This is a genomic window from uncultured Microbacterium sp. (assembly GCF_937927635.1).
Classification (GTDB): Bacteria; Actinomycetota; Actinomycetes; order Actinomycetales; family Microbacteriaceae; genus Microbacterium.
Genome location: NZ_CALBRW010000017.1, coordinates 43,277 through 63,318 on the forward strand (window position 1 = coordinate 43,277; position 20,042 = coordinate 63,318).

General features: G+C 68.7%; 16 protein-coding genes. 7 read left to right on the plus strand and 9 right to left on the minus strand.

Annotation, left to right across the window (positions count from 1 at the left end; translation table 11 throughout):
- Positions 1 to 17: 17 nt before the first annotated feature.
- The gene (locus Q0568_RS06815) at positions 18 to 593 is read left to right on the plus strand and encodes a GNAT family N-acetyltransferase (protein WP_298864311.1); all 576 of its coding nucleotides are present in this window, start codon (positions 18 to 20) and stop codon (positions 591 to 593) included.
- Entirely contained in the window at positions 590 to 1,276 is a 687-nt protein-coding gene (locus Q0568_RS06820; protein WP_298864314.1) for an SDR family oxidoreductase, read from the plus strand. The genes Q0568_RS06815 and Q0568_RS06820 overlap by 4 nt, the downstream gene beginning before the upstream one ends.
- Here Q0568_RS06820 and Q0568_RS06825 read toward each other — a convergent pair whose 3' ends face one another.
- Genes Q0568_RS06825 through Q0568_RS06835 form a run of 3 tightly spaced genes read right to left on the minus strand, consistent with a single transcriptional unit; the run spans position 1,277 to position 3,767 of the window.
- Positions 1,277 to 2,362, minus strand: a complete 1,086-nt coding sequence (locus tag Q0568_RS06825; protein WP_298864316.1) for a GNAT family N-acetyltransferase — start codon at positions 2,360 to 2,362, stop codon at positions 1,277 to 1,279.
- Positions 2,359 to 3,474 (minus strand): GNAT family N-acetyltransferase, encoded by a 1,116-nt coding sequence (locus tag Q0568_RS06830; protein WP_298864322.1) that lies wholly within the window; start codon positions 3,472 to 3,474, stop codon positions 2,359 to 2,361. Before Q0568_RS06830 ends, Q0568_RS06825 begins: the two co-directional genes overlap by 4 nt.
- Positions 3,471 to 3,767, minus strand: a complete 297-nt coding sequence (locus Q0568_RS06835) for a hypothetical protein (RefSeq protein WP_298864325.1) — start codon at positions 3,765 to 3,767, stop codon at positions 3,471 to 3,473. Before Q0568_RS06835 ends, Q0568_RS06830 begins: the two co-directional genes overlap by 4 nt.
- 497 nt (positions 3,768 to 4,264) lie before the next feature.
- Here Q0568_RS06835 and smc point away from each other — a divergent pair, with 497 nt between their 5' ends.
- The 3 genes from smc (at position 4,265) to Q0568_RS06850 (ending at position 9,372) form a co-directional block, all read left to right on the plus strand.
- Positions 4,265 to 7,777 carry a chromosome segregation protein SMC gene (gene smc / locus Q0568_RS06840; RefSeq protein WP_298864330.1) on the plus strand — a complete coding sequence of 1,171 codons (3,513 nt, stop codon included), beginning with the start codon at positions 4,265 to 4,267 and terminating at the stop codon, positions 7,775 to 7,777.
- A 180-nt stretch (positions 7,778 to 7,957) separates the two neighbouring features.
- Positions 7,958 to 8,833, plus strand: coding sequence for a signal recognition particle-docking protein FtsY (gene ftsY / locus Q0568_RS06845; protein WP_298864333.1), 876 nt, complete (start codon positions 7,958 to 7,960; stop codon positions 8,831 to 8,833).
- A gap of 38 nt (positions 8,834 to 8,871) precedes the next feature.
- Positions 8,872 to 9,372 (plus strand): DUF2004 domain-containing protein, encoded by a 501-nt coding sequence (locus Q0568_RS06850; protein WP_298864336.1) that lies wholly within the window; start codon positions 8,872 to 8,874, stop codon positions 9,370 to 9,372.
- A gap of 18 nt (positions 9,373 to 9,390) precedes the next feature.
- Here Q0568_RS06850 and Q0568_RS06855 read toward each other — a convergent pair whose 3' ends face one another.
- From Q0568_RS06855 to lipB, 4 genes are all read right to left on the minus strand, one after another.
- Entirely contained in the window at positions 9,391 to 10,071 is a 681-nt protein-coding gene (locus tag Q0568_RS06855) for a GNAT family N-acetyltransferase (RefSeq protein ID WP_298864339.1), read from the minus strand.
- Positions 10,068 to 12,446, minus strand: coding sequence for a hypothetical protein (locus tag Q0568_RS06860; protein ID WP_298864340.1), 2,379 nt, complete (start codon positions 12,444 to 12,446; stop codon positions 10,068 to 10,070). The genes Q0568_RS06855 and Q0568_RS06860 overlap by 4 nt, the downstream gene beginning before the upstream one ends.
- Before the next feature lie 84 nt (positions 12,447 to 12,530).
- The gene (gene lipA, locus Q0568_RS06865) at positions 12,531 to 13,523 is read right to left on the minus strand and encodes a lipoyl synthase (protein ID WP_298864343.1); all 993 of its coding nucleotides are present in this window, start codon (positions 13,521 to 13,523) and stop codon (positions 12,531 to 12,533) included.
- Positions 13,520 to 14,164: a lipoyl(octanoyl) transferase LipB gene (gene lipB, locus Q0568_RS06870; RefSeq protein ID WP_298864346.1), complete on the minus strand. Its 645-nt coding sequence runs from the start codon at positions 14,162 to 14,164 to the stop codon at positions 13,520 to 13,522. Before lipB ends, lipA begins: the two co-directional genes overlap by 4 nt.
- Positions 14,165 to 14,267: 103 nt before the next feature.
- Here lipB and Q0568_RS06875 point away from each other — a divergent pair, with 103 nt between their 5' ends.
- Positions 14,268 to 14,852, plus strand: coding sequence for a TetR/AcrR family transcriptional regulator (locus Q0568_RS06875; protein ID WP_298864349.1), 585 nt, complete (start codon positions 14,268 to 14,270; stop codon positions 14,850 to 14,852).
- A gap of 60 nt (positions 14,853 to 14,912) precedes the next feature.
- Entirely contained in the window at positions 14,913 to 16,466 is a 1,554-nt protein-coding gene (gene ffh, locus Q0568_RS06880; RefSeq protein ID WP_298864354.1) for a signal recognition particle protein, read from the plus strand.
- 64 nt (positions 16,467 to 16,530) lie between these two features.
- Here the strand turns inward: ffh and Q0568_RS06885 are convergent, their stop codons facing one another.
- Both Q0568_RS06885 and glpK read right to left on the minus strand, forming a co-directional pair.
- Entirely contained in the window at positions 16,531 to 18,378 is a 1,848-nt protein-coding gene (locus tag Q0568_RS06885) for an alpha/beta hydrolase (RefSeq protein WP_298864357.1), read from the minus strand.
- A gap of 139 nt (positions 18,379 to 18,517) precedes the next feature.
- A complete protein-coding gene (gene glpK / locus Q0568_RS06890) occupies positions 18,518 to 20,038 on the minus strand; it encodes a glycerol kinase GlpK (RefSeq protein ID WP_298864361.1) in 1,521 nt (506 codons plus the stop codon).
- Positions 20,039 to 20,042 lie beyond the last annotated feature (4 nt).

Here is a 20,042-nt window from a genome sequence, read left to right on the forward strand (position 1 = left end):
CCGCATAGGCTGGTGCGGTGAGCGAGAAGTCCGGCATCCCCCTGGCAATCGACATCTTCGCGACGGCGGATGCCGCGGACGAGATCGTCTCCGTGATGCACCGCGCCTTCGCGGAGTACACCGCGAAGGGCGAGACGTCCGGTGCGATGCTGGAGACCCCGCAGACCCTGCGCGAGGAGCTCGCCGCGGGAACGCGCATCGCCGTGATGCGTGAGCACGGCGAGATCATCGCATCCGTCAAGCATGCGCCGGCGGGTGACGGCACGCTGTACTTCAGCCGTCTGGCCGTGGATCCTGCGCACCGGGGGCACGGCGTGGCGAGAGAGCTCGTCCGCGCGCTGCGCGCCCAGGCACAGGCGGAGAGCCTGCAGGGCCTGTCCTGCACCGTGCGCGCGGGTGAGGCGGGCAACATCGCCCTCTACGAGCACCTCGGCATGCGGATCACGTCGCAGGGGACCCGCGTCAGCCGGACGGGCGCGACCCTCGCCGTCGTGACGATGCGCGATGGAGACGGCAACTCGTCGGTCGGCGCCACGAGTCTGCACGGCGAATCCGCCACCGTCGTGCGCACCGCGGAGGTGCTGGGGCGATGACCCGGCACGCACTCATCACGGGCGCTGCGGGAGGCATCGGCCGCGCCATCGCCACAGCGCTCGCACCCACGCATCACATCCACCTCGTCGGCCGCAGCCGCGACCCGCTCGAGCACCTCGCCGCAGCCCTGCCCTCGGCATCCGTTCATGTCGCCGACCTCGGCGATGCGGCGCAGATCGCCGAGCTCGCTTCCGGCATCGCCACTCTGGATGTCCTCGTGCACAGTGCCGGAGTGCTGCACATGGGGACGACCGAGGAGCTCACTCCCGAGCAGTGGCGGGAGAGCCTGGAGATCAACGTGCTGGCTCCCGTCGAGCTGACCCGGGCGCTGCTGCCCGCCCTGCGTCGCGCGGCGGGTCAGGTGCTGCTCATCAACTCCGGCCTCGGGCACCGCACGATGCCGGGCGGCGGGGCGTACAGCGCCAGCAAGTTCGCGCTGCGCGCCTTCGCCGACACGCTCCGGCAGGAGGAGTCGCCGCACGGCATCCGCATCACCTCGGTCCACCCCGGCCGGGTCGCCACTCCCATGCAGGAGCAGCTGCGTGCCTGGGAGGGGCAGCCGTACGACGGCGAGGCGTGGATCCGGCCCGAGCAGGTGGCGGATGCCGCACGGACGATCGTGAACCTCGATCGCAACGCGGACATCACCACCCTCGACATCACTCCGGCGCCTCGTCGCTGATCAGTCCAGCCGCTTCTGCCAGGCGCCGCTGTACGCCTGGGGCACGAAGCCCATCCGCTCGTTGATGTCGAGCATCGGCCGGTTCTCCTCGGCGTTGAACGTGGTGATCTTCGGCGAGCGCGGTGCGATCTCCTGCTGGCGCAGGATTCCTGCGCACTTCACCACCGTGCCGAGGCGGTGACCGCGGTGCTCGCGCAGCACCAGCGTGCAGTACTGGTGCGTGACACCGGTGGGATCGGCGCCGATCACCAGCTCGTTGAACGCGGCGAGCGCGCCGGTGGGGACGTGCTGCACGGCGACGACCGACACGGTCTGCCCACCGTCGACGAACTGCGCGTCGCGACGGGAGATCCGGTCGGCATCCCAGATCTCCTCGTCCACGTCCAGACCGCCGCTCGGCACGTCGGTCGACATCCGCGACAGCGCCCACGCATACCCGTCGCGCCACTCCGGCGGCGTCGGCAGCGTCCACTCCACGACGCGATAGTCGTCCCCGGCGATGGCCAGCGCCTCCGCCAGCATCCGGCTGATCGGCGCGAGATCGGCGTGCAGATCGAAGGCACTGCTGCGCTCCACCTGCTCCAGCTCGAAACCGTTCTCTGCGAGCAGTCGCGCATGCGGGCTGTTCGACACCGACCCCCAGCCGGTCCTCGGCATCAGCGGATCGACGCCCGGATCCGTCTCGTGCAGCGTCCACGCCTGCATCACCCGACGCCCCAGCGCGCGCACCTCCTGCTCGGCGTGATCCAACAGCGCCTGCTCCACGCCGTGGCCCCAGTGCTCCGGCAGCACCATGATGTCGACCTCCGCACTGGTCGGCTCGGCCAGCGCGTGGCGGACGCGCACTGCCCCGACGATCTCGCCGTGGATGCGCGCGATGAAGATGCGATTGATGCTGTCCGTGCGGTCCTGCCACATCGGCAGCAGCTGCTCAGGCGTGTACGCGAAGTCGTCCAGGCCCGTGTCGCTGCGGCACACCGCGTTGTTCAGCCCGGTGACAGCGTGGAAGTCCGCGGCGTCGACGCTGTCCACCAGCGCGGGCACGGTCATCTCGGTGATGACCGGCCCCATGAGCGTCCTCGTCATGCGATCTCCTTCTTCCAGGCGCCCTCGTAGGCGAAGGGCGTGAAGCCGATGGCCTCGTTGATGTCGAGCATCGGCCGGTTCTGCTCGGCGTTGTACGTGATGATGCGACCGGAGGCGGGGAACCGCTCATGCCACGACAGCAGGCCCGCGGTCTTCACGAGCATCCCGAGCCGGTTGCCGCGGTGCTCGGCCAGCACGAGCGTGTCGTACTGGTGCCCGGTGCCGGCATGATCCGGTCCGATCGCGAGCTCGTTGAAGGCGCACAGTTCGCCGGTGTCCACGCTCTCGGCCGCCGTCACCCGCACGGACCAGCCGCGCTCGGCGAACCGGCCGTCCTGCTCGGCCACGCGTGCGGCATCCCAGATCTCCACGGGAAGATCCAGGTCGCCCTCGGGCACGTCGGTCGACATCCGCGACTTGAGCCATGCATAGCCGTCCACCCGCTCTGCGGGGGTCGGCAGCATCCACTGCACGATCCGATATCCGGCGGCGAGCTCCGCGGCCCGGGCGCGCAGCGCCTCCAGGCCGCGGAGACCCGCGGGAGTGAATATGAACTCGCTGCCGCGGTCCACCTGCTCCACGCGATAGCCGTGGCGCAGCAGGAACCGGGCGGTGCGGTCCGCGGGAACCTCGCCCACGCCCATCGGCGACGGGATGGGGGCGGCGCCCGTGCCGTCGTCGTGGTGCTCGGCCCAGTGCAGCAGCGTGCGCACGCCGTGGGAGCGCAGCTCGGTCTCGACGTGAGCATGGACTGCCGACCCGATGCCGGCGCCCCATGCGGACTTCAGGAGCGCGATGACGACCATGGCCGTCGTGGCCCCGTCGTCCTGCGGGATCGTGCGGGCCGCGCAGCCGATGACTCGACCGTCGCGCTCGATGGCCCACTGCCGGCGGTCTGCGGTCGCCGAGGAGCGCAGCACCGTCAGCAACTGCTCGGCATCGAGTGCGTCGTCGTCGCGGCCGGTGGTCTCCAGGATGGAGCGGTTGCGCACGTCGGCGTACTCGCGGATGAGCGGGGTGGGCCCCGCGTCCGCTCGGGCGGGAAGCTCGAGCGGACGCAGGGTGGCTCCTGCAGGCAGGCTCACGGCCTCGGTCGCGGCAGTGGTGCTCATCGCAGTCCTCTCTGCAGGTCGTAGGCGAGCAGGGTGATGGCCTCGTGCTCGCTGATGGCCTGCTCTCGGGCGAGAAGCGGCCGGTAGGTGGACGCGTGCCGCGTCCGCGGCCGCTGCGTGTGCAGTCCGCGCTCGAGCAACCAGAGCCCGAGACGCAGGCTCAGCCGATCGGCGAGCGGGAGGTGCCGCCGTGCCGTGTGGTCGGGGATGGTGAGGATCTGACGATCCTCGATATCCGGTGGATGGATGGACGTGGTGTGCCGCCGGTCGTCGGTCAGCAGAGTGGTGCTCACGATGTGTGCGCTTTCTGATCGGTGTTCTCGGGAACGGAGCGGATGCCGCAGCCGCACGCGCAGGCGTGGCGGGGAGCATCCGCGGCACGCGGGCGAGCGTGCCGGATGGTGCCCTGATGGGGCGGGAGGCCGACCGCGGAATGCGGGGCGACGATCAACGACCGGACGCGGGCGTCAGACGTGTCGTGAGAGAAGACGGAGCGGTGCTATGAGACCGTGCGTGCGAAGGCCACCGAAGTGCCGGGCTTGTGCGCCGCAGCGATGAATCCGCCTGGGATGTTCGTGATCATCATCGGTGACCTCCTCTCTTGTGATCGGTGAGTCACGCTAGTGGCTGGCTTCCAGGAATGTCAAGCATCCGGGCGTGTCATCGGCGTGTCGTGTCCCGCGGATGCAGCGCCGGCAGCGCGGTATCCCAGGTGTGGCGCGGGATTCCGGTAGCGTATGGGCGTGCCCGCCCCGATCGATGATGCGCCCCTGGTGCCAGGAGTGCGCGCATGCATCTGAAGAGCCTGACGCTCAAGGGATTCAAGTCGTTCGCGCAGCCGACCTCGTTCGTGTTCGAGCCCGGCGTGACCTGCATCGTCGGTCCCAACGGCTCCGGCAAATCCAACGTCGTCGACGCGCTCGCGTGGGTGATGGGGGAGCAGGGCGCCAAGACGCTGCGCGGCGGCAAGATGGAGGACGTCATCTTCGCCGGCACCTCCACGCGCGGCCCGCTGGGGCGTGCCGAGGTGCAGCTGACCATCGACAACAGCGACGGGGCGCTGCCCATCGAGTACGCCGAGGTCACGATCAGCCGCACGCTGTTCCGGAACGGCTCCAGCGACTACGCGATCAACGGCTCCAGCTGTCGCCTGCTCGATGTGCAGGAGCTGCTGAGCGACTCCGGACTCGGGCGCGAGATGCACGTGATCGTCGGCCAGGGGCGGCTGGACACCGTGCTGCAGGCCTCACCCGAGGATCGCCGAGGCTTCATCGAGGAGGCGGCGGGCATCCTCAAGCACCGTCGTCGCAAGGAGAAGACCCTCCGCAAGCTCGACGCGATGGAGACCAACCTCACGCGGCTCAGCGACCTGGCGGGGGAGATCCGCCGTCAGCTGAAGCCCCTGGGCAGGCAGGCCGAGATCGCCCGCGAGGCCGCCGGGATCGCCGCCATCGTGCGGGATGCCAAGGCGCGCATCTTCGCCGACGACGTGGTGGCGCTGCGCACCGCGCTGGCCGATCACACCCGCACCGAGCAGGAGCGTCACACCGAGCGCATCGTGCTTTCGGATCAGCTCGACACCGTGCGCATCGGAATCCAGCGGCTGGAGGCCGAGCAGAACTCCGCCGCCGTCGACGAGGCCCGTCGCGTCGCGTTCGGGCTGGAACAGGCACAGGAGCGGATGCGGAGCCTGTTCGCCCTCGCCAACCAGCGCCTCGCACTGCTGGGCGCCGACGAGGACACGGTCACGGCGATCACGGTCACCCAGGACACCATCGACGAGGCGAAGGACGAGATCACCCGCATCTCCGACGGCCTCGGAGATGCGCAGGATGCGGCGGCGCGCGCCAGCCGCGACGTGGTCGATGCACGCGCCGAACTGGACACGCTCGACGTCGACATCGCCGAGCAGAGTGCGCTGGTCTCGCAGTACGACATGCGGCTGACCGCCCTTCGCGGAAACGCGGATGCCGCGGCATCCGCCCTCGCCGCCGTCCGCGGCGCGGTGCTGCGCCAGGAGAACGCGCTCGAGGCCGCGCATATCCGCCGACGCGAGGCAGCGGAGGCCCTGGAGGCCCTTGCAGACGCCGAGGCTCCCGACGGCTCGGCGGCGGAGTACACCGCCGCCTACGATCAGGCGCAGAAGCAGGTCGCGGCTGCCGAAGCCGCGCGGGATGCGCTGCGCGAGAAGCTGCACGAGGCCGAGCGCGAGGCGGATGCGCTGATGGCGAAGGCGGCGGCCCTCGGGAGCGCGCTGGCGCTGTCGGGCGGGGCGGCGGAGATCGTGGCATCCGGGGCTTCCGGGGTGCAGGGGCTCGTGGGCGATGCCGTGCAGGTGCAGACCGGGTACGAGGCCGCCGTCGCCTCCGTGCTGGGGCCGCTGACCGAGGGCGTGCTGGTCGACGGCGTCGACGACGCCTTCGCGCTGGTCTCCTCGGGCGGCGCCCGCGGAGCCGTGGACTTCGTCATCGCCGAGAGCGCCGTGCAGGTCTCCGCCGTCTCGTCGGTGCCCGGAACCGTGTCGGCGGCCGATGTCGTCGATGCGCCTGCGGGAGTGCGCGGCATCCTGTCGTCGGTGCTGATCGCCGACGACCTGGACGCCGCTCGCGCGGCGCGAGCCGCGCTGGACGTGCTCTCAGACACCCGCACGACCATCGTCACGCGCACCGGTGAGGTCATCACCGCGCACACCATGCGCGCCGGGACGGGGGAGACCTCGCGTCTGGAGCTGGCAGCGGAGCGGGATGCCGCCACCGAGCGCCTGGTCGAGGTGCAGGTGGCCGTCGCGGAGTTGCGCGACGAACGCGAAGGATCCTCCGAAGCCGTCGAGGAGGCGCGCCGTCGGGCGAAGGACGCGCTGCACGCCCTGCGCGAGCATGATGCGGCGCTGGCGACATACGCCGAGCAGGCCAACCGCGTGACCGTGCAGCACGAGGCCGCTGTGGCCGAGTGTGAACGGCTCGAGGCCGGGCTCGCACAGGTGCAGGGCACCGTGGCGGATGCCGAGGCCGGCGCCGCACGCGCGAAGGCCGAGGTGGAAGCCGCCGAGTCGGAGCCGAGGCCGGTGCTGGATGCGTCCGCCCGGGACGGACTGCTGGAGACGCTCGAGGCCGCCCGCGAGGCGGAGGTGCGCGCGCGGCTGGAGGTCGAGACGCTCCGCGAGCGCGTGCGCGCCGCGCAGGCCAGGGTCGCCGGACTCGAACGCCAGCGCGAGCAGGAGCGCGAGGCGGCGGCCGAGGCCGCCAGGCGCGCCGTCATCCGCCGGGCGCAGCGAGAGGCCGCATCCGCCGTCGCCGAGGAGGTCCCGCGCGTGCTGGACTCGGTCTCGCGCTCGGTCACCGAGGCGCACGTCGCGCTGGCCGCAGCCGAGGCCGAGCGCTCGGCGCACAACGAGGAGCTCACCGCGCTGCGCACCCAGGAGGGCTCTCTGCGCGAACGCCTGGCAGGTCTGACCGAGAGCGTGCACGGGCTCGAGCTGCAGATCCACGAGAAGAAGCTGCACCTGACCGGCCTGTTGGAGCGCGTGGCATCCGAGCTCGCCCTGGATGAAGATATTCTCATTGCGGAATATGGACCGGATCAGCCGGTTCCCCGCGATCCTGGTGCTGAGGAGCAGGACGAGGATGCCGCCATCCCGTTCGACCGCCGCATCCAGGAGCGACGGCTGAAGGATGCCGAGCGCAAGCTCGCGCAGCTGGGGCGGGTCAACCCGCTGGCGCTGGAGGAGTTCGCCGCGCTCGAGCAGCGGCACGCCTTCCTCACCGAGCAGTTGGCGGATCTCACCAAGACCAGGCAGGACCTGCTGGCCATCATCACCGACCTCGACGAGCGGATGCAGGTGATCTTCGCGGAGGCGTTCGAGGACACCAGGCAGGCCTTCGGCGAGGTGTTCCCGCTGCTCTTCCCCGGCGGATCGGGAAGCATCTCGCTGACGAACCCCGACGACATGCTCACCACCGGCATCGAAGTGGCGGTACGCCCCGTCGGCAAGAAGATCGAGCGGCTCTCGCTGCTCTCCGGCGGGGAGCGGTCGCTGGCGGCGGTGGCGCTGCTGGTGGCGATCTTCAAGGCGCGCCCCAGCCCCTTCTACATCCTCGACGAGGTGGAGGCCGCGCTCGACGACGCCAACCTGGGCCGCCTGCTGACGGTCTTCGAACAGCTGCGCGAGAACTCCCAGCTGCTGGTCATCACGCACCAGAAGCGCACCATGGAGATCGCCGACGCCCTCTACGGGGTCTCGATGCGCCAGGACGGCGTCTCCGCCGTCGTCGGCCAGCGCGTCGGCGACCGGGCATCCGTCTGATCAGTTCCGGACCGGTGTCCGATCACTGACGCTCGGACGTGAGACCGGCGTGTCGCAGCTCGACACGCCGTGGAGCGCGGCGCCCGTCAGTGATTCGTCACGAGATCGGCCTCGATTCCGGCGGGACTCCCACGCGCCACGCTATCCGATCGCTCAGGGCGGGCGAACTAGGCTGGAGGCATGGCGGAGAAGTCCTGGTCCCTCGGTCGCGCGCTGCGCGGCATGTTCGTCAAACCCACCATCGACGAGACGACGTGGGACGACCTGGAGACCGCGCTGATCACCGCGGACTTCGGCCCGGACATCACCGAGCAGCTGATCGATGAGCTGCACGAGAAGGTCGACCGCTACCGCACCACCGACCCGAAGGATCTGCAGCGCATGCTGCGCGAGACCCTCGAGGAGCGATTCGCCAAGTTCGACACCACCCTCAAACTCACCGAGCGCCCGGCCGTGGTGCTGGTCGTCGGTGTGAACGGGGTGGGGAAGACCACCACCATCGGCAAGTTCACCAAGTTCCTGCGCGGGTTCGAGCGCAGCGTGGTGGTCGGCGGCGCCGACACGTTCCGAGCCGCAGCGGTCGAGCAGCTGGCCACGTGGGCGCAGCGCGGGGGAGCGGCCATCGTCCGCCCCCAGCACGAGGGGCAGGATCCGGCATCCGTCGCCTACCAGACCGTCGAGTACGCCCAGCAGCACGGCACTGAGATCGCGATCATCGACACGGCGGGCCGGCTGCACACCAAAGGCGGGCTGATGGACGAGCTGTCCAAGGTGCGTCGGGTCGTCGAGAAGCTCGCTCCGATCAGCGAGGTGCTGCTGGTGCTGGATGCCACCACGGGCCAGAACGGCGTGCTGCAGGCCGAGGCGTTCCTCGAGCACGCCGGCGTAACCGGACTGGTCATCACCAAGCTCGACGGCTCCGCGAAGGGCGGATTCATCCTGGCCGTGCAGGAGCGCACCGGCATCCCGGTGAAGCTGCTCGGACAGGGCGAGGGCATCGACGATCTCACCGGGTTCACGCCGCACGTGTTCGTGCAGTCCCTGGTCGGCGCGTAGGACTACCGGACGGGCGCAGAGGCTGGTTTCATAGCGATATGGCGATCGAACACGACTACTTCGGAGTCCTCTCCGCGGGACCCGACGGGGCCATCTTCTGGAGTGAGCGGATCGAGTTCGGCGACCAGTCCCTGACCGTGGACCTCACGGCTCCCGACCAGGACGACGTCTCGCAGGAAGCACTCGATGTGGCGGCGGGGCTGATCTCCGGCATCGAGAATCTGGATGCCGTGGTGCGGCGCGCCATGCTGGCCGAGGTCGACGATCGCACCAGCGAGGTGACGGAGTACATCCTGCAGCAGCAGGAGGCCTACGGCGATGAACTCGAAGAGGTGCTGGTCGATGTCAGCGGCGACGCCGCGGTCGACATCATCCGCTCGCTCAGCCTGATGAGCATGACGATCCTCGCCGACGAGCATGGCGGCACCGATCCGTTCGCCGTCATGGAGTACGCGCTGGATGCGGACGCCACCGATGACGTGCTGCTGGTCAACCTCGGATCCGACGGCTCGGTGCTGTCGGTCATGAGCGCGGACTGACCTCCGGCGCGGCTGAGGTCAGAGCGGGGAGCGCGCGATCTCGGGATAGCGGTCCAGTTCGAGTGCGCGCAGCCGGTCACGCGCGGCGGCGGCGCGCAGTCGGCGTGCGTCGGGGTCGTCCGCCGACTCGAGGATCTCATCCAGGTAGTGCCGCACGGCGCTCTGCTGACGCGCATCCAGCGCACCGCGATCGGAGATCGCTCCGTCCTGGTCGAAGACCGCCAGAAGCATCCCGTGCTCCCGGTCCGCACCCGCTGCCACGGGCGGCTGGAAGTACGGCAGGTCGAGCGCCAGCGCCCCGAAACGCGCGTAGAAGCGCAGCCGCGCCGTGGGGTCGCCGTGCACCGGATGCACCGGCTGCACGTCCGGACGGTCGAACTCCGCCAGTAGCACGGTGGCCGATGCTCCGCAGCCGGAGAGGACCGCGGACATCAGTCCGGAGCCGACGCCCTGCCCGCGAGCTTCAGGAGCAGTGACCAGGTACTCCAGCAGCACGGCACCGCCGTAATGCTCGATGATGGCGGCGCCCAGCATCGGACCGTCCTGATCGTGCGCGAGCACCGCTTGCGCACCGTGATCGAACTGGGTGATGAGATCGTCTTCGGACACCAGCTCACCCGGTCGGAACGACGGCGCCATCAGGGATCGGTGCACGGCCCGCAGCACCGGTGCATCAGAGCACGGCTCGAACGAGATCATCGGCGGGCTCCGTGCCGCTGGTGATGGCGACTGCCCGCACGGCGCGACATCACGAGCATGACCACCCCGGTCGACACGGCGATCGTCAGGATCGCTACGACGAACCACCACGTGATGCCGCCCCGCAGGTCGAGTCCCTCCTGCAGCAGTGAGGCTATGCCGGAGATGCCGATGACGGCGAGGATGACGCCGAGCACGCGCTCGACCCGCTCGGTGCGACGCTCGCGCTCGGCCTGCCTGTCGTCGAGGATGCGGCCGAGGCGGCGGTGGCAGACATCCAGCAGCGGCTGCAGGCGCGAGCCGAGCACATCCCGCACTGCCCGCTCGAAGCCTTCTCGGAGCAGGTCGTAGCGGTTCGAGGCGAGCACCGTGTCGAGGTCCACGCGCAGCGCCGGCGATGACACGATCGCGGGTGCCTCGATGAACAGCATGATGGCGTGCTTGGACTGCACGAAGGACTGCAGCTCCAGCTCGGCGCGCTCGATGACTCGGATGAGCTCGCCGAGCTGATCGGTCACCTCTCGCTGCGTCGCATAGTCGTCATCGGCGTTCGAGGCGTCCGCCGCTGCGAGCTGCCGTTCCACGTCGGTGAGCAGTTCGGAGATGCGCTCGGCGTGATCCCGCACGCGCACCTGCCAGGACTCGTACATGCCGTGCATGCTGTGCGCGAAGGTGAGGAAGCTCTCGATCTCGCTCACCGCGTAGTCGGGGGAGCGGAAGCTGGCGAGCAGCGTCACGTTCGAATTCGCGGCGAGCAGCTCGTCGTTGAGGTGCAGCAGTTCGAAGCGGTGCACCGCGTCGACGTCGTACATCGCCCAGTCCGCCACGCCGGAGGCGCCCGCGGGGAGCGGATGCAGCAGAGGCTGAGCTCCCCAGAGGCCCGCGATCTCCCGGGCCGACAGCAGCGACGTTCGCACCCCTGTGACGTCCCGTGATGCGCGTTCGATGGTCACGTGCACGCCGAACGAGCCTGATCGTGCGGAGATCGGATCCGCCGGTGCGTCGGGCGCGTCACCCGAGGGGTCGAGTCCCGGCTGCAGGAGCACGCGCAGGTCGTCCAGGATGGCCGCGGTCACGTCAGACAGCCGCGAGAGGTGCGTGCCAGGGGCCGCGCGCGGATGCAGGTGCAGCGCCTGCGGGATCTCGGTGAGGTCGCCGAACACCGGGGTTGCAAGATTGACGATCCTGGCGACCTCGAAGGCGGGCGCATCCACCAGGTCGACGTCGAACAGCACGGCATGATTGCCCAGTTCGGAGAGCTGGACCCGGGTGCGGATCCTCAGCGGCTCGGCATCCGTCCCCGGAACAGCGAGCAGCATGTCCTCCAGCTGGAAGGTCGAGCCGCGGTAGCGGCGGCCGAGGCTGTCCGAGCCCTGCCAGACATCGCTCAGGGTGAGCCGGCGCAGCACCTTCGCCACGCGCAGCGGGCCGAGCCGCCCGCGCTTCTCGCCGGCATCGGCGAGAAGGCGCACGGCATCGTGGTCGGCGGACAGCTCGTCGGCTCCGGGGCGCAGGATGCCGAACCCGTACACGATGCGCATGCGGCCCTCGTCCACATGCAGCCACGGCTGTGCGGCGGCGTCGTGCACGGCCTGCAGCGAGGCCAGATGGCCGCGCAGCTCGCTGGCGTCATTGGGCCGGAACCCGCCGCGGTCGATCAGGGTGGTGATCCGGGCGAGGTCCACATCGGCGGGGGTGCTGCGGCGGGTGAGCAGCTCCGAGGTCGCGACCGCGATGTCGTGGATGGCCCGGTAGTAGCGGTGCTCGGAGCGCGTCTCGGCGATCAGCCGGAGCCGACCCGGGTGCGCGGGGAGGTCGCCGGCGGACTGCCGGACCGCAGCGATCCGCGCCACGGCCTCCGCCGTCACGAGGACGACGGCGCGCAGATCACCGGTGAGAAGAGCGGTCTCGACGTCGAACTCCTGGTTCATGAAGCGCAGCAGATCCCAGGCGACCGCTTCGGCGCCATCGGGTGCCAGCGAATCCGCGGTGTCGACGGCCGCGTTGACGGCGGCGCGGATCAGCGAATGGTCCCAGTTGAGCTCCCAGGCCTCGTTCACGAGATTCCTGAGGTACATCGCCAGCACCACGCCGCCGAGCGGGAACGCGGATGCTGCTCGCACGGCGGCGGGCAGCAGGTTCCCCAGCCGGATTCCGTGGGCAGCATGGCCGTCGTCCGCGCCGTCGGCGACGGCGCTCTGCCACCAGTCCAGGCTGAGGACCTCCCGGATGTCCTCCTGCTGCTCGCTGGTCAGCGCGTACTCGGATCCCTCGCCGCGCTGCGCGATGAACGCCGCGGAGAGCCAGGCGCGAGCATCCTCGGCATCCTCGTTGGCCAGCGCGAAGATGTTCGCGTACTCCTCGTCCGTTCCCACGGCTGCCCCCAGACTGCGCGGTGTCCCGCGGTGAGTCCGATTGTGCACGAGATCACCGTGCGAGCGCCATGCCCCGGCGCGAACTCACACCGCCTGAGCGAAGCCCTTGTCGGCGCCCTCGGCGATGTGCGCGAGGTGTGCGGGGATCTCGCGGCCCTTGGAGATCATCGACTGCGCCCACAGCCGGCCGGCGCGGTACGACGACCGCACCAGGGGGCCCGCCAGCACGCCGAGGAATCCGATGCGCTCGGCCTCCTCCTTGAACTCGACGAACTCGCTGGGCTTGACCCAGCGATCCACCGGGTGGTGCCGGGGCGTCGGGCGCAGGTACTGCGTGATGGTGATGATGTCGCAGCCGGCGTCGTGCAGGTCCCGCAGCGCCTGCACGACCTCCTCGGGCTCCTCGCCCATGCCGAGGATGAGGTTGGACTTGGTGATGAGCCCCGCCTCGTGTCCCTGCGTGATGACGCCCAGCGAGCGCTCGTAGGTGAACGCCGGACGGATGCGGCGGAAGATGCGGGGCACGGTCTCGACGTTGTGCGCGAACACCTCGGGGCGCGCCTCGAAGATCTGGCCCAGGAACTCCGGCTTGCCGCTGTGGTCGTTGGCCAGCAGCTCCACGCCCGTGTTGGGGTTCTTCGCGTGGATCTGACGCACGGTCTCGGCGTTCAGCCACGCGCCCGTGTCGGGCAGGTCGTCGCGGGCGACGCTGGTGACGGTCGCGTACCGCAGGCCCATGCGCTGCACGCTCTCGGCCACGCGGCGCGGCTCGTCGGTGTCGTAGGCGGCGGGCTTGCCGGTGTCGATCTGGCAGAAGTCGCAACGGCGCGTGCACTGCGAGCCGCCGATCAGGAAGGTGGCCTCCTTGTCCTCCCAGCACTCGTAGATGTTGGGGCAGCCGGCCTCCTGGCACACGGTGTGCAGGCCCTCGTCCTTCACCAGCGAGTGCAGGGCGCGGTACTCCGGGCCCATCTTCGCCTTGGTCTTGATCCACTCCGGCTTGCGCTCGATGGGGGTCTCCGCGTTGCGGACCTCCAGGCGCAGCAGCTTGCGTCCGTCGGGGTGCGCGGCGCTCATGCCAGGGCTCCTTCCGTGGCGTACTCGGCGGCGAAGGCGTCGGAGACGGCCTTGACCATGTCGTCGGGGGACACGTCGGCCCCGATGACCTCGCTGATGGTGGTGACGCCGGCATCCGTGATGCCGCAGGGGATGATGCCGCCGAAGCCCGCCAGTGTGTTGTCGCAGTTCAGCGCGAAGCCGTGCATGGTCACGCCCTGCTGCACCCGCACGCCGATCGCGGCGATCTTGTCCTCGGACAGCGGGCGGCGCACCCACACGCCGCTCCGGCCGGCGACCTGGTAGCCGTCGACGCCGAGCGGCTTCAGGATGCCGATCAGCAGGCGCTCCAGCCGGCGCACGTGTGCGACCACGTCCATCGGCTCCGGCAGACGCACGATCGGATAGCCGACCAGCTGCCCCGGCCCGTGCCAGGTGATCTTGCCGCCGCGGTCCACGTCGACGACGGGCGTGCCGTCCTGCGGCCGCTCCTGCGGCTCGGTGCGCTTGCCTGCGGTGTAGACGGCCTCGTGCTCGAGCAGGAGGAGGGTGTCGGGTCGGTCGCCCGACACGACCTCGCGGTGGATGCTGCGCTGCAGTTCCCACCCGTCCATGTAGGGCACGAAGTCCGGTGCGAGTCCGGCGATGCGGATGTCGAGCATGTGCGCTCTCCCCAGGTTGTTGGATGCGGTGCAAGAATGCCGCGGGGTTCAGCATACGCCCTTCGTCGGTGAAGGCGCGAGGCCATGCCGGTACGCTGGCGGCATGGCATCCGAATCCCGTGCAGGCAGGCCTCGCGCCTCATCGCGGGAGACACTGGCCGAAGCAGCCTGCGAGCTGTTCCTGGAGAAGGGCTACGAGGCGACCTCGGTCGTGGACATCGCGCAGCGCGCCGGTGTGAGCCGGTCGAGCTTCTTCAACTACTTCGCGTCCAAGAGCGACGTGCTGTGGTCGGGGCTGGATGCCAGGATCGCAGCGGCCTCGGTCGCGCTGGCAGCCCTCGGGCGGGATGCCGACGGTCCGTCCGTGCGCGCGGCGGTGGAGCCCATCGTGCACGGCTTTGCGCCAGATCCACTGGCGCTCGCGCTGCGCAATGCCGCGGTGATGGGGTTGGAGCAGGAGCTGCTGCGCGACACCGGGCTGCGCCATGCGCGCATCGCCTCCGCCGTGGCCGGCGCCGCCCGCAGCGCGGGGATCGATGAGATCCGCGCCGACATCCTGGGCGCGGCTCTCGCGACGGCCGTGCTGTCGTCTCTGCGGGTGTGGGCTGAGCACGGCGCCGGACAGGCGTCGCTGGAGGCGCAGTTCGATCAGGCGCTGCGCAGCATCCACGATCTGCCCTGGGGCTGAGCGGAGCAGCTGCGGGCGGTGCTCGGAGTGGAGGCTTCGCTCCCGTAGAATCGAGGCACCATGGCTACATTTGGCACGCTCTCCGATCGGCTCACCGAGACCTTCCGCAATCTGCGCACGAAGGGAAAGCTGAGCCCGGCCGACGTCGACGGCACCGTCCGCGAGATCCGTCGCGCTCTGCTCGACGCCGACGTGGCTCTCCCGGTCGTCAAGGATTTCACCGCGAAGGTGCGCGAACGCGCGCTGGGCGACGAGGTCAACAAGGCGCTGAACCCGGCCCAGCAGGTCGTGCAGATCGTCAACGAGGAGCTCATCGCGATCCTCGGCGGCGAGCAGCGGCGCCTGGAGTTCGCCAAGACACCGCCGACCGTGATCATGCTCGCCGGCCTGCAGGGATCCGGCAAGACCACATTCGCGGGCAAGCTGGCCCGCCAGCTGCAGGGCGAGGGGCACACGCCGCTGCTGGTCGCCGCCGACCTGCAGCGTCCGAACGCCGTCACCCAGCTGCAGGTCGTCGCCGAGCGCGCCGGCGCCACGATCTTCGCACCCGAGCCCGGCAACGGCGTCGGCGATCCGGTGAAGGTCTCGAGGGCCGGCGTGGACTTCGCCCGCCGCCAGCAGCACGACGTGGTCATCATCGACACCGCCGGTCGACTGGGCGTCGACGCCGAGCTCATGAAGCAGGCGTCCGACATCCGCAAGGCCACCGACCCCGACGAGGTGCTGTTCGTCATCGACGCGATGATCGGACAGGATGCCGTCAACACGGCCAAGGCGTTCCAGGAGGGCGTCGACTTCACGGGAGTCGTGCTGTCCAAGCTCGACGGTGATGCCCGCGGTGGTGCGGCGCTGTCGGTGGCATCCGTCACAGGCCGCCCGATCATCTTCGCCTCCACCGGCGAGAACCTCGAGGACCTCGAGCCCTTCCATCCCGACCGTATGGCGAGCCGCATCCTCGACCTCGGCGACATTCTGACCCTCATCGAGCAGGCCCAGGCGGCCTTCGACGAGGAAGAGGCCATGAAGATGGCCGAGAAGCTCGCCAACGAAGCCTTCACGCTCGAGGACTTCCTCGACCAGATGCAGCAGATGCGCAAGATGGGCTCGATGAAGAAAATGCTCGGCATGCTGCCGGGCATGGGCCAGATGAAGCAGCAGCTCGACAACTTCGACGAGCGCGAGATCGACCGCACGGAAGCCATCATCCGCTCGATGACCCCGGCCGAGCGCCGCAACACCAAGATCCTCAACGGCTCACGCCGACTGCGCATCGCGAAAGGCTCGGGAATGACGGTCACCGACGTCAATCAGCTCGTGCAACGCTTCGAGCAGGCCGCGAAGATGATGAAGACCGTCGCCCGTGGCGGCACCCCGCAGATCCCCGGCATGGGCCCGATGGGCAAGCCCGGCGCGTCGGCCAAACGAGGCAAGAAGGGCACCAAGGGCAAGGGCGCTTCGCGTTCTGGCAACCCGGCCAAGCGCGCCGCCGAGAACGCGGGTCTCGCCACCTCGAGTGCTCCGGCCACCGGCTCGGGCTTCGGTCTGAGCGGAGCCAAGGGCGCGCCGACCGAGGCCGACCTGGCCGAGATCCAGAAGCTCTTCGGCAAGGGCTGAGTCCCTGCACGAAAGAAGGAGCGCCCCGGCTGAGCCGGGGCGCTCCTTCTTTGAGGGGAACCGGTCAGTATGTGACCACCAGCGAGTTGGACACCGACATCAGAACCACGACCGCAGCATTGAGCACACCAGCGATGTACGGGTTGTTCGTGGCGCGGTAGATCTTCCGGGAGATCACCGCGGTGACGGCCAGGATCAGAACGATGGGGAACAGCCAGATGCTGTAGATCCCTCCGAATCCTGGGATCAGCTCACCGGACGCGGCGAAGGTGATGTACTGAGCCAGCACGAGCACGATGGGTCCGAGCGAGTTGAACAGCGCAAGGGCTGCGGTGTTGAGCCACTCGCGCCCGCCGAGCGTGAACCGGTTGAACACATTGATCGCGACGGAGTTGGCGACGAAGTAGATCAGGAACAGCGGAAGTACGAAGAACCCGTACCAGATCTTGTCCTGGGGGAACCACTTGACCGCTACGACCCAGAGTCGGAAGTCCGTCTTGAAGAAGTAGTCTGCGATGAACACCAGCCCGAATGCTGCAGCGGTGACCAGGAACGCGAGCGCCACGCTCTGGAGCAGCTTGAACCAGCCGGGGAAAATCCCGAGGTCGCGGAGCCGGACACCGTTCTTCCTGCCGAACAAGTAGTAGGAGAGCACCATGATGATGATCGCCACGACGCCATTGAACGCCGCCCAGACTCCGATGAAGAACACCGAGCCGGTAGGGATAGGGCTGGGAATGGCGTTGTGGGTCAGCCCGGCGAGCCATGCCTGCTGGCTGAGCCAGATGTAGGACCATGCCGACACGATTGCCGAGACGATCATGCCTCCCCAGAACCATGCCGCACCTCGACGCCCGGCAGGACGTGCAGGTGTGATCTCGGTTGCGCGCAATCCAGCGAAGGCACGGGTGCCCAGCAGCAAACGAGTGAACGGCACCAGGAATATTCCGAAGCCGAGCAGACCGAGAGCTGTGAACGCCTCCTTGATCTGCCAGACCTGGGACGTCCCCTTCATGCTGTGCGGAGCATCCAGTGTGGTGTCGAAGAAGTCCACGAGGTTTGCGACCGTGTATTTGGAGATGGTCCCCCACGGATGCGTCTGCGCCGGAGTGTGCAGCACGCGGATCGCGTCGTGTCCGTCGATGGACTCGGTGTAGACCGTGTCGACCTTGCGCTTCTCGCTGCTGGCCGGGTCAGCGCCGAAATTCAGGAACGACTGCGCATTGTCGGTCTTGATGAAGTCGCGCGGGGCGGTCAGCGGCACGCCCTCGGCGCTGTAGCTGCGGAAGAAGAACTCGTCGTACTGGTCGGCGACCAGACCCACATCGCGCGTCCCGTAGAGGTTTGAGTACGTGCCCTCCGAGTCGCGGTACATCGCCTCGTTGTCCACCAGGAACACGGAAGAGATCAGAGGCTTGTCGGCAGCATTGTCGAGCGCGACGGAGAAGTTCGCGGCGCGTGCGCCATTCGAGTGACCGGTGACGCCGATTCTGGTGGAATCGACGTAAGGCAGGTCCGCGATCAGCTTGACGCCGTCGTACATGCCCGTTCCACCGACCTCCAGCTCGGCCGCGGGAAGCGGATCGGAGTTGCCGTGTCCGTACATGTCGATCGAGAGCACCACGAAACCGCGACGCGCCAGTTCTACGTAGTTGGCGTCCTGCATCTCCCGGTTGTTCCACCAGCCGTGGCTGACCACGACGGCCGGCGCGGGGTGCGCTGCTGTCGCGTCGTCGGGGACGAACAGCAGTGCATTGAGCATCCGTCCGGACGACGTCTCCCATTTCAGGTCCTTCACCGCGACCGAACCGGCCGCCGTCTGAACGACATGTGCGCCGATCGCAGAGATCAGGCAGAGCAGCAGCGACAGCGCAAGCCAGAAGCCGTTCCTCCGCACGAGTGGTTGATTCATCGTTCTCTCCTCAATGAAAGTGATTCACGACCGCGGGTGTCGGGAGCGCCCGGGTCTCTGGCGACACTATTGGCTGAATGAATGCTGAGAACGCCAGTGCGGGCAATTCTGCACATATGTGCACGGAGGGGTGCGACACTCAGAGCCTGCGCACGTCGTCGTCGACCCAGTCCATCGACTTGGTGACGGCCTTGCGCCACAGGCGCAGCTGACGCTCGCGCTCCGCGGTGTCCATCGCAGGCTCCCAGCGACGATCCTCCCGCCAGTTCGTCGACAGCTGATCCAGATCCTTCCAGAAGCCCACCGCCAGCCCTGCTGCGTACGCCGCACCCAGGGCTGTCGTCTCCGCGACGATGGGACGCACCACGGGAACGCCCAGCACATCGGCCTGGAACTGCATGAGCGCGTCGTTGGCCACCATGCCGCCGTCCACCTTCAGCTCGCCCAGTGTCAGATCGGCGTCGGCGTTGACAGCATCCAGCACATCCGCCGTCTGGAACGCGACCGCCTCGAGAGCTGCCCGTGCGATGTGGTTGCGGTTCGCGAACCGGGTGAGACCAACGATCGCTCCGCGCGCATCCGGGCGCCAATAAGGAGTGAACAGCCCCGAGAAGGCCGGCACGATGTAGACGCCGCCGTTGTCCTCCACCTGCGCGGCGAGCTCCTCCACCTCGGGCGCGGACGAGATCAGCCCCAGCTGGTCGCGCAGCCACTGGATCAGCGAGCCCGCCACGGCGATCGAACCCTCCAGCGCGTAGTGCGCAGGCTCGTCGCCGAGCTTGTAGCCCACCGTCGTGAGCAGCCCGTTCTTGGAGTGGACGATCTCATCGCCGGTGTTGAAGATCAGGAAGCAGCCCGTGCCATAGGTGTTCTTGCTCTCGCCCGCCTGGAACGCGGCCTGTCCGAATGTGGCGGCCTGCTGGTCGCCGAGGATGCCCGCGATCGGGGTCTCCCGCAGCAGCGACGAGCTCTCGGCGTGCCCGTACACCTCGGACGAGGAGCGGATATCGGGCATCATCGAGCGAGGAACGCCGAAGAGATCAAGGATGTCGTCGCGCCAGTCCAGTGTCTGCAGGTCCATGAACATCGTGCGCGATGCGTTGGTGACGTCCGTCGCGTGCACGCCTCCGTCCGTGCCGCCGGTGAGGTTCCAGAGCACCCAGCTGTCGGTCGTGCCGAACAGCAGCTCACCGGCGTCCGCCCTCTCTCTGGCGCCTTCGACGTTCTCCAGGATCCAGGCGATCTTGGTCCCGGCGAAGTAGGTCGCCAGCGGCAGTCCCACCACCGGCTTGAAGCGATCGATGCCGCCATCCGCGGCCAGGCGGTCGACCATGTCCTGCGTGCGGGTGTCCTGCCACACGATCGCGTTGTACACCGGTTCGCCCGTCCTCCGATCCCACACGACGGTGGTCTCGCGCTGATTCGTGATGCCGATGGCAGCGATGTCGTGTCGCGTCAGGTCGGCACGACTAAGCGCAAGACCGATGACCTCCTGCACGTTCCGCCAGATCTCTGCGGCGTCGTGCTCCACCCAGCCGGCGCGGGGGAGGATCTGCTCGTGCTCCTTCTGACCGGATGCCACGAGCCGACCTGCGCGATCGAAGATGATCGCCCTGCTCGAGGTGGTGCCCTGATCAATGGAAAGAACGTACTCGGCCATGCGG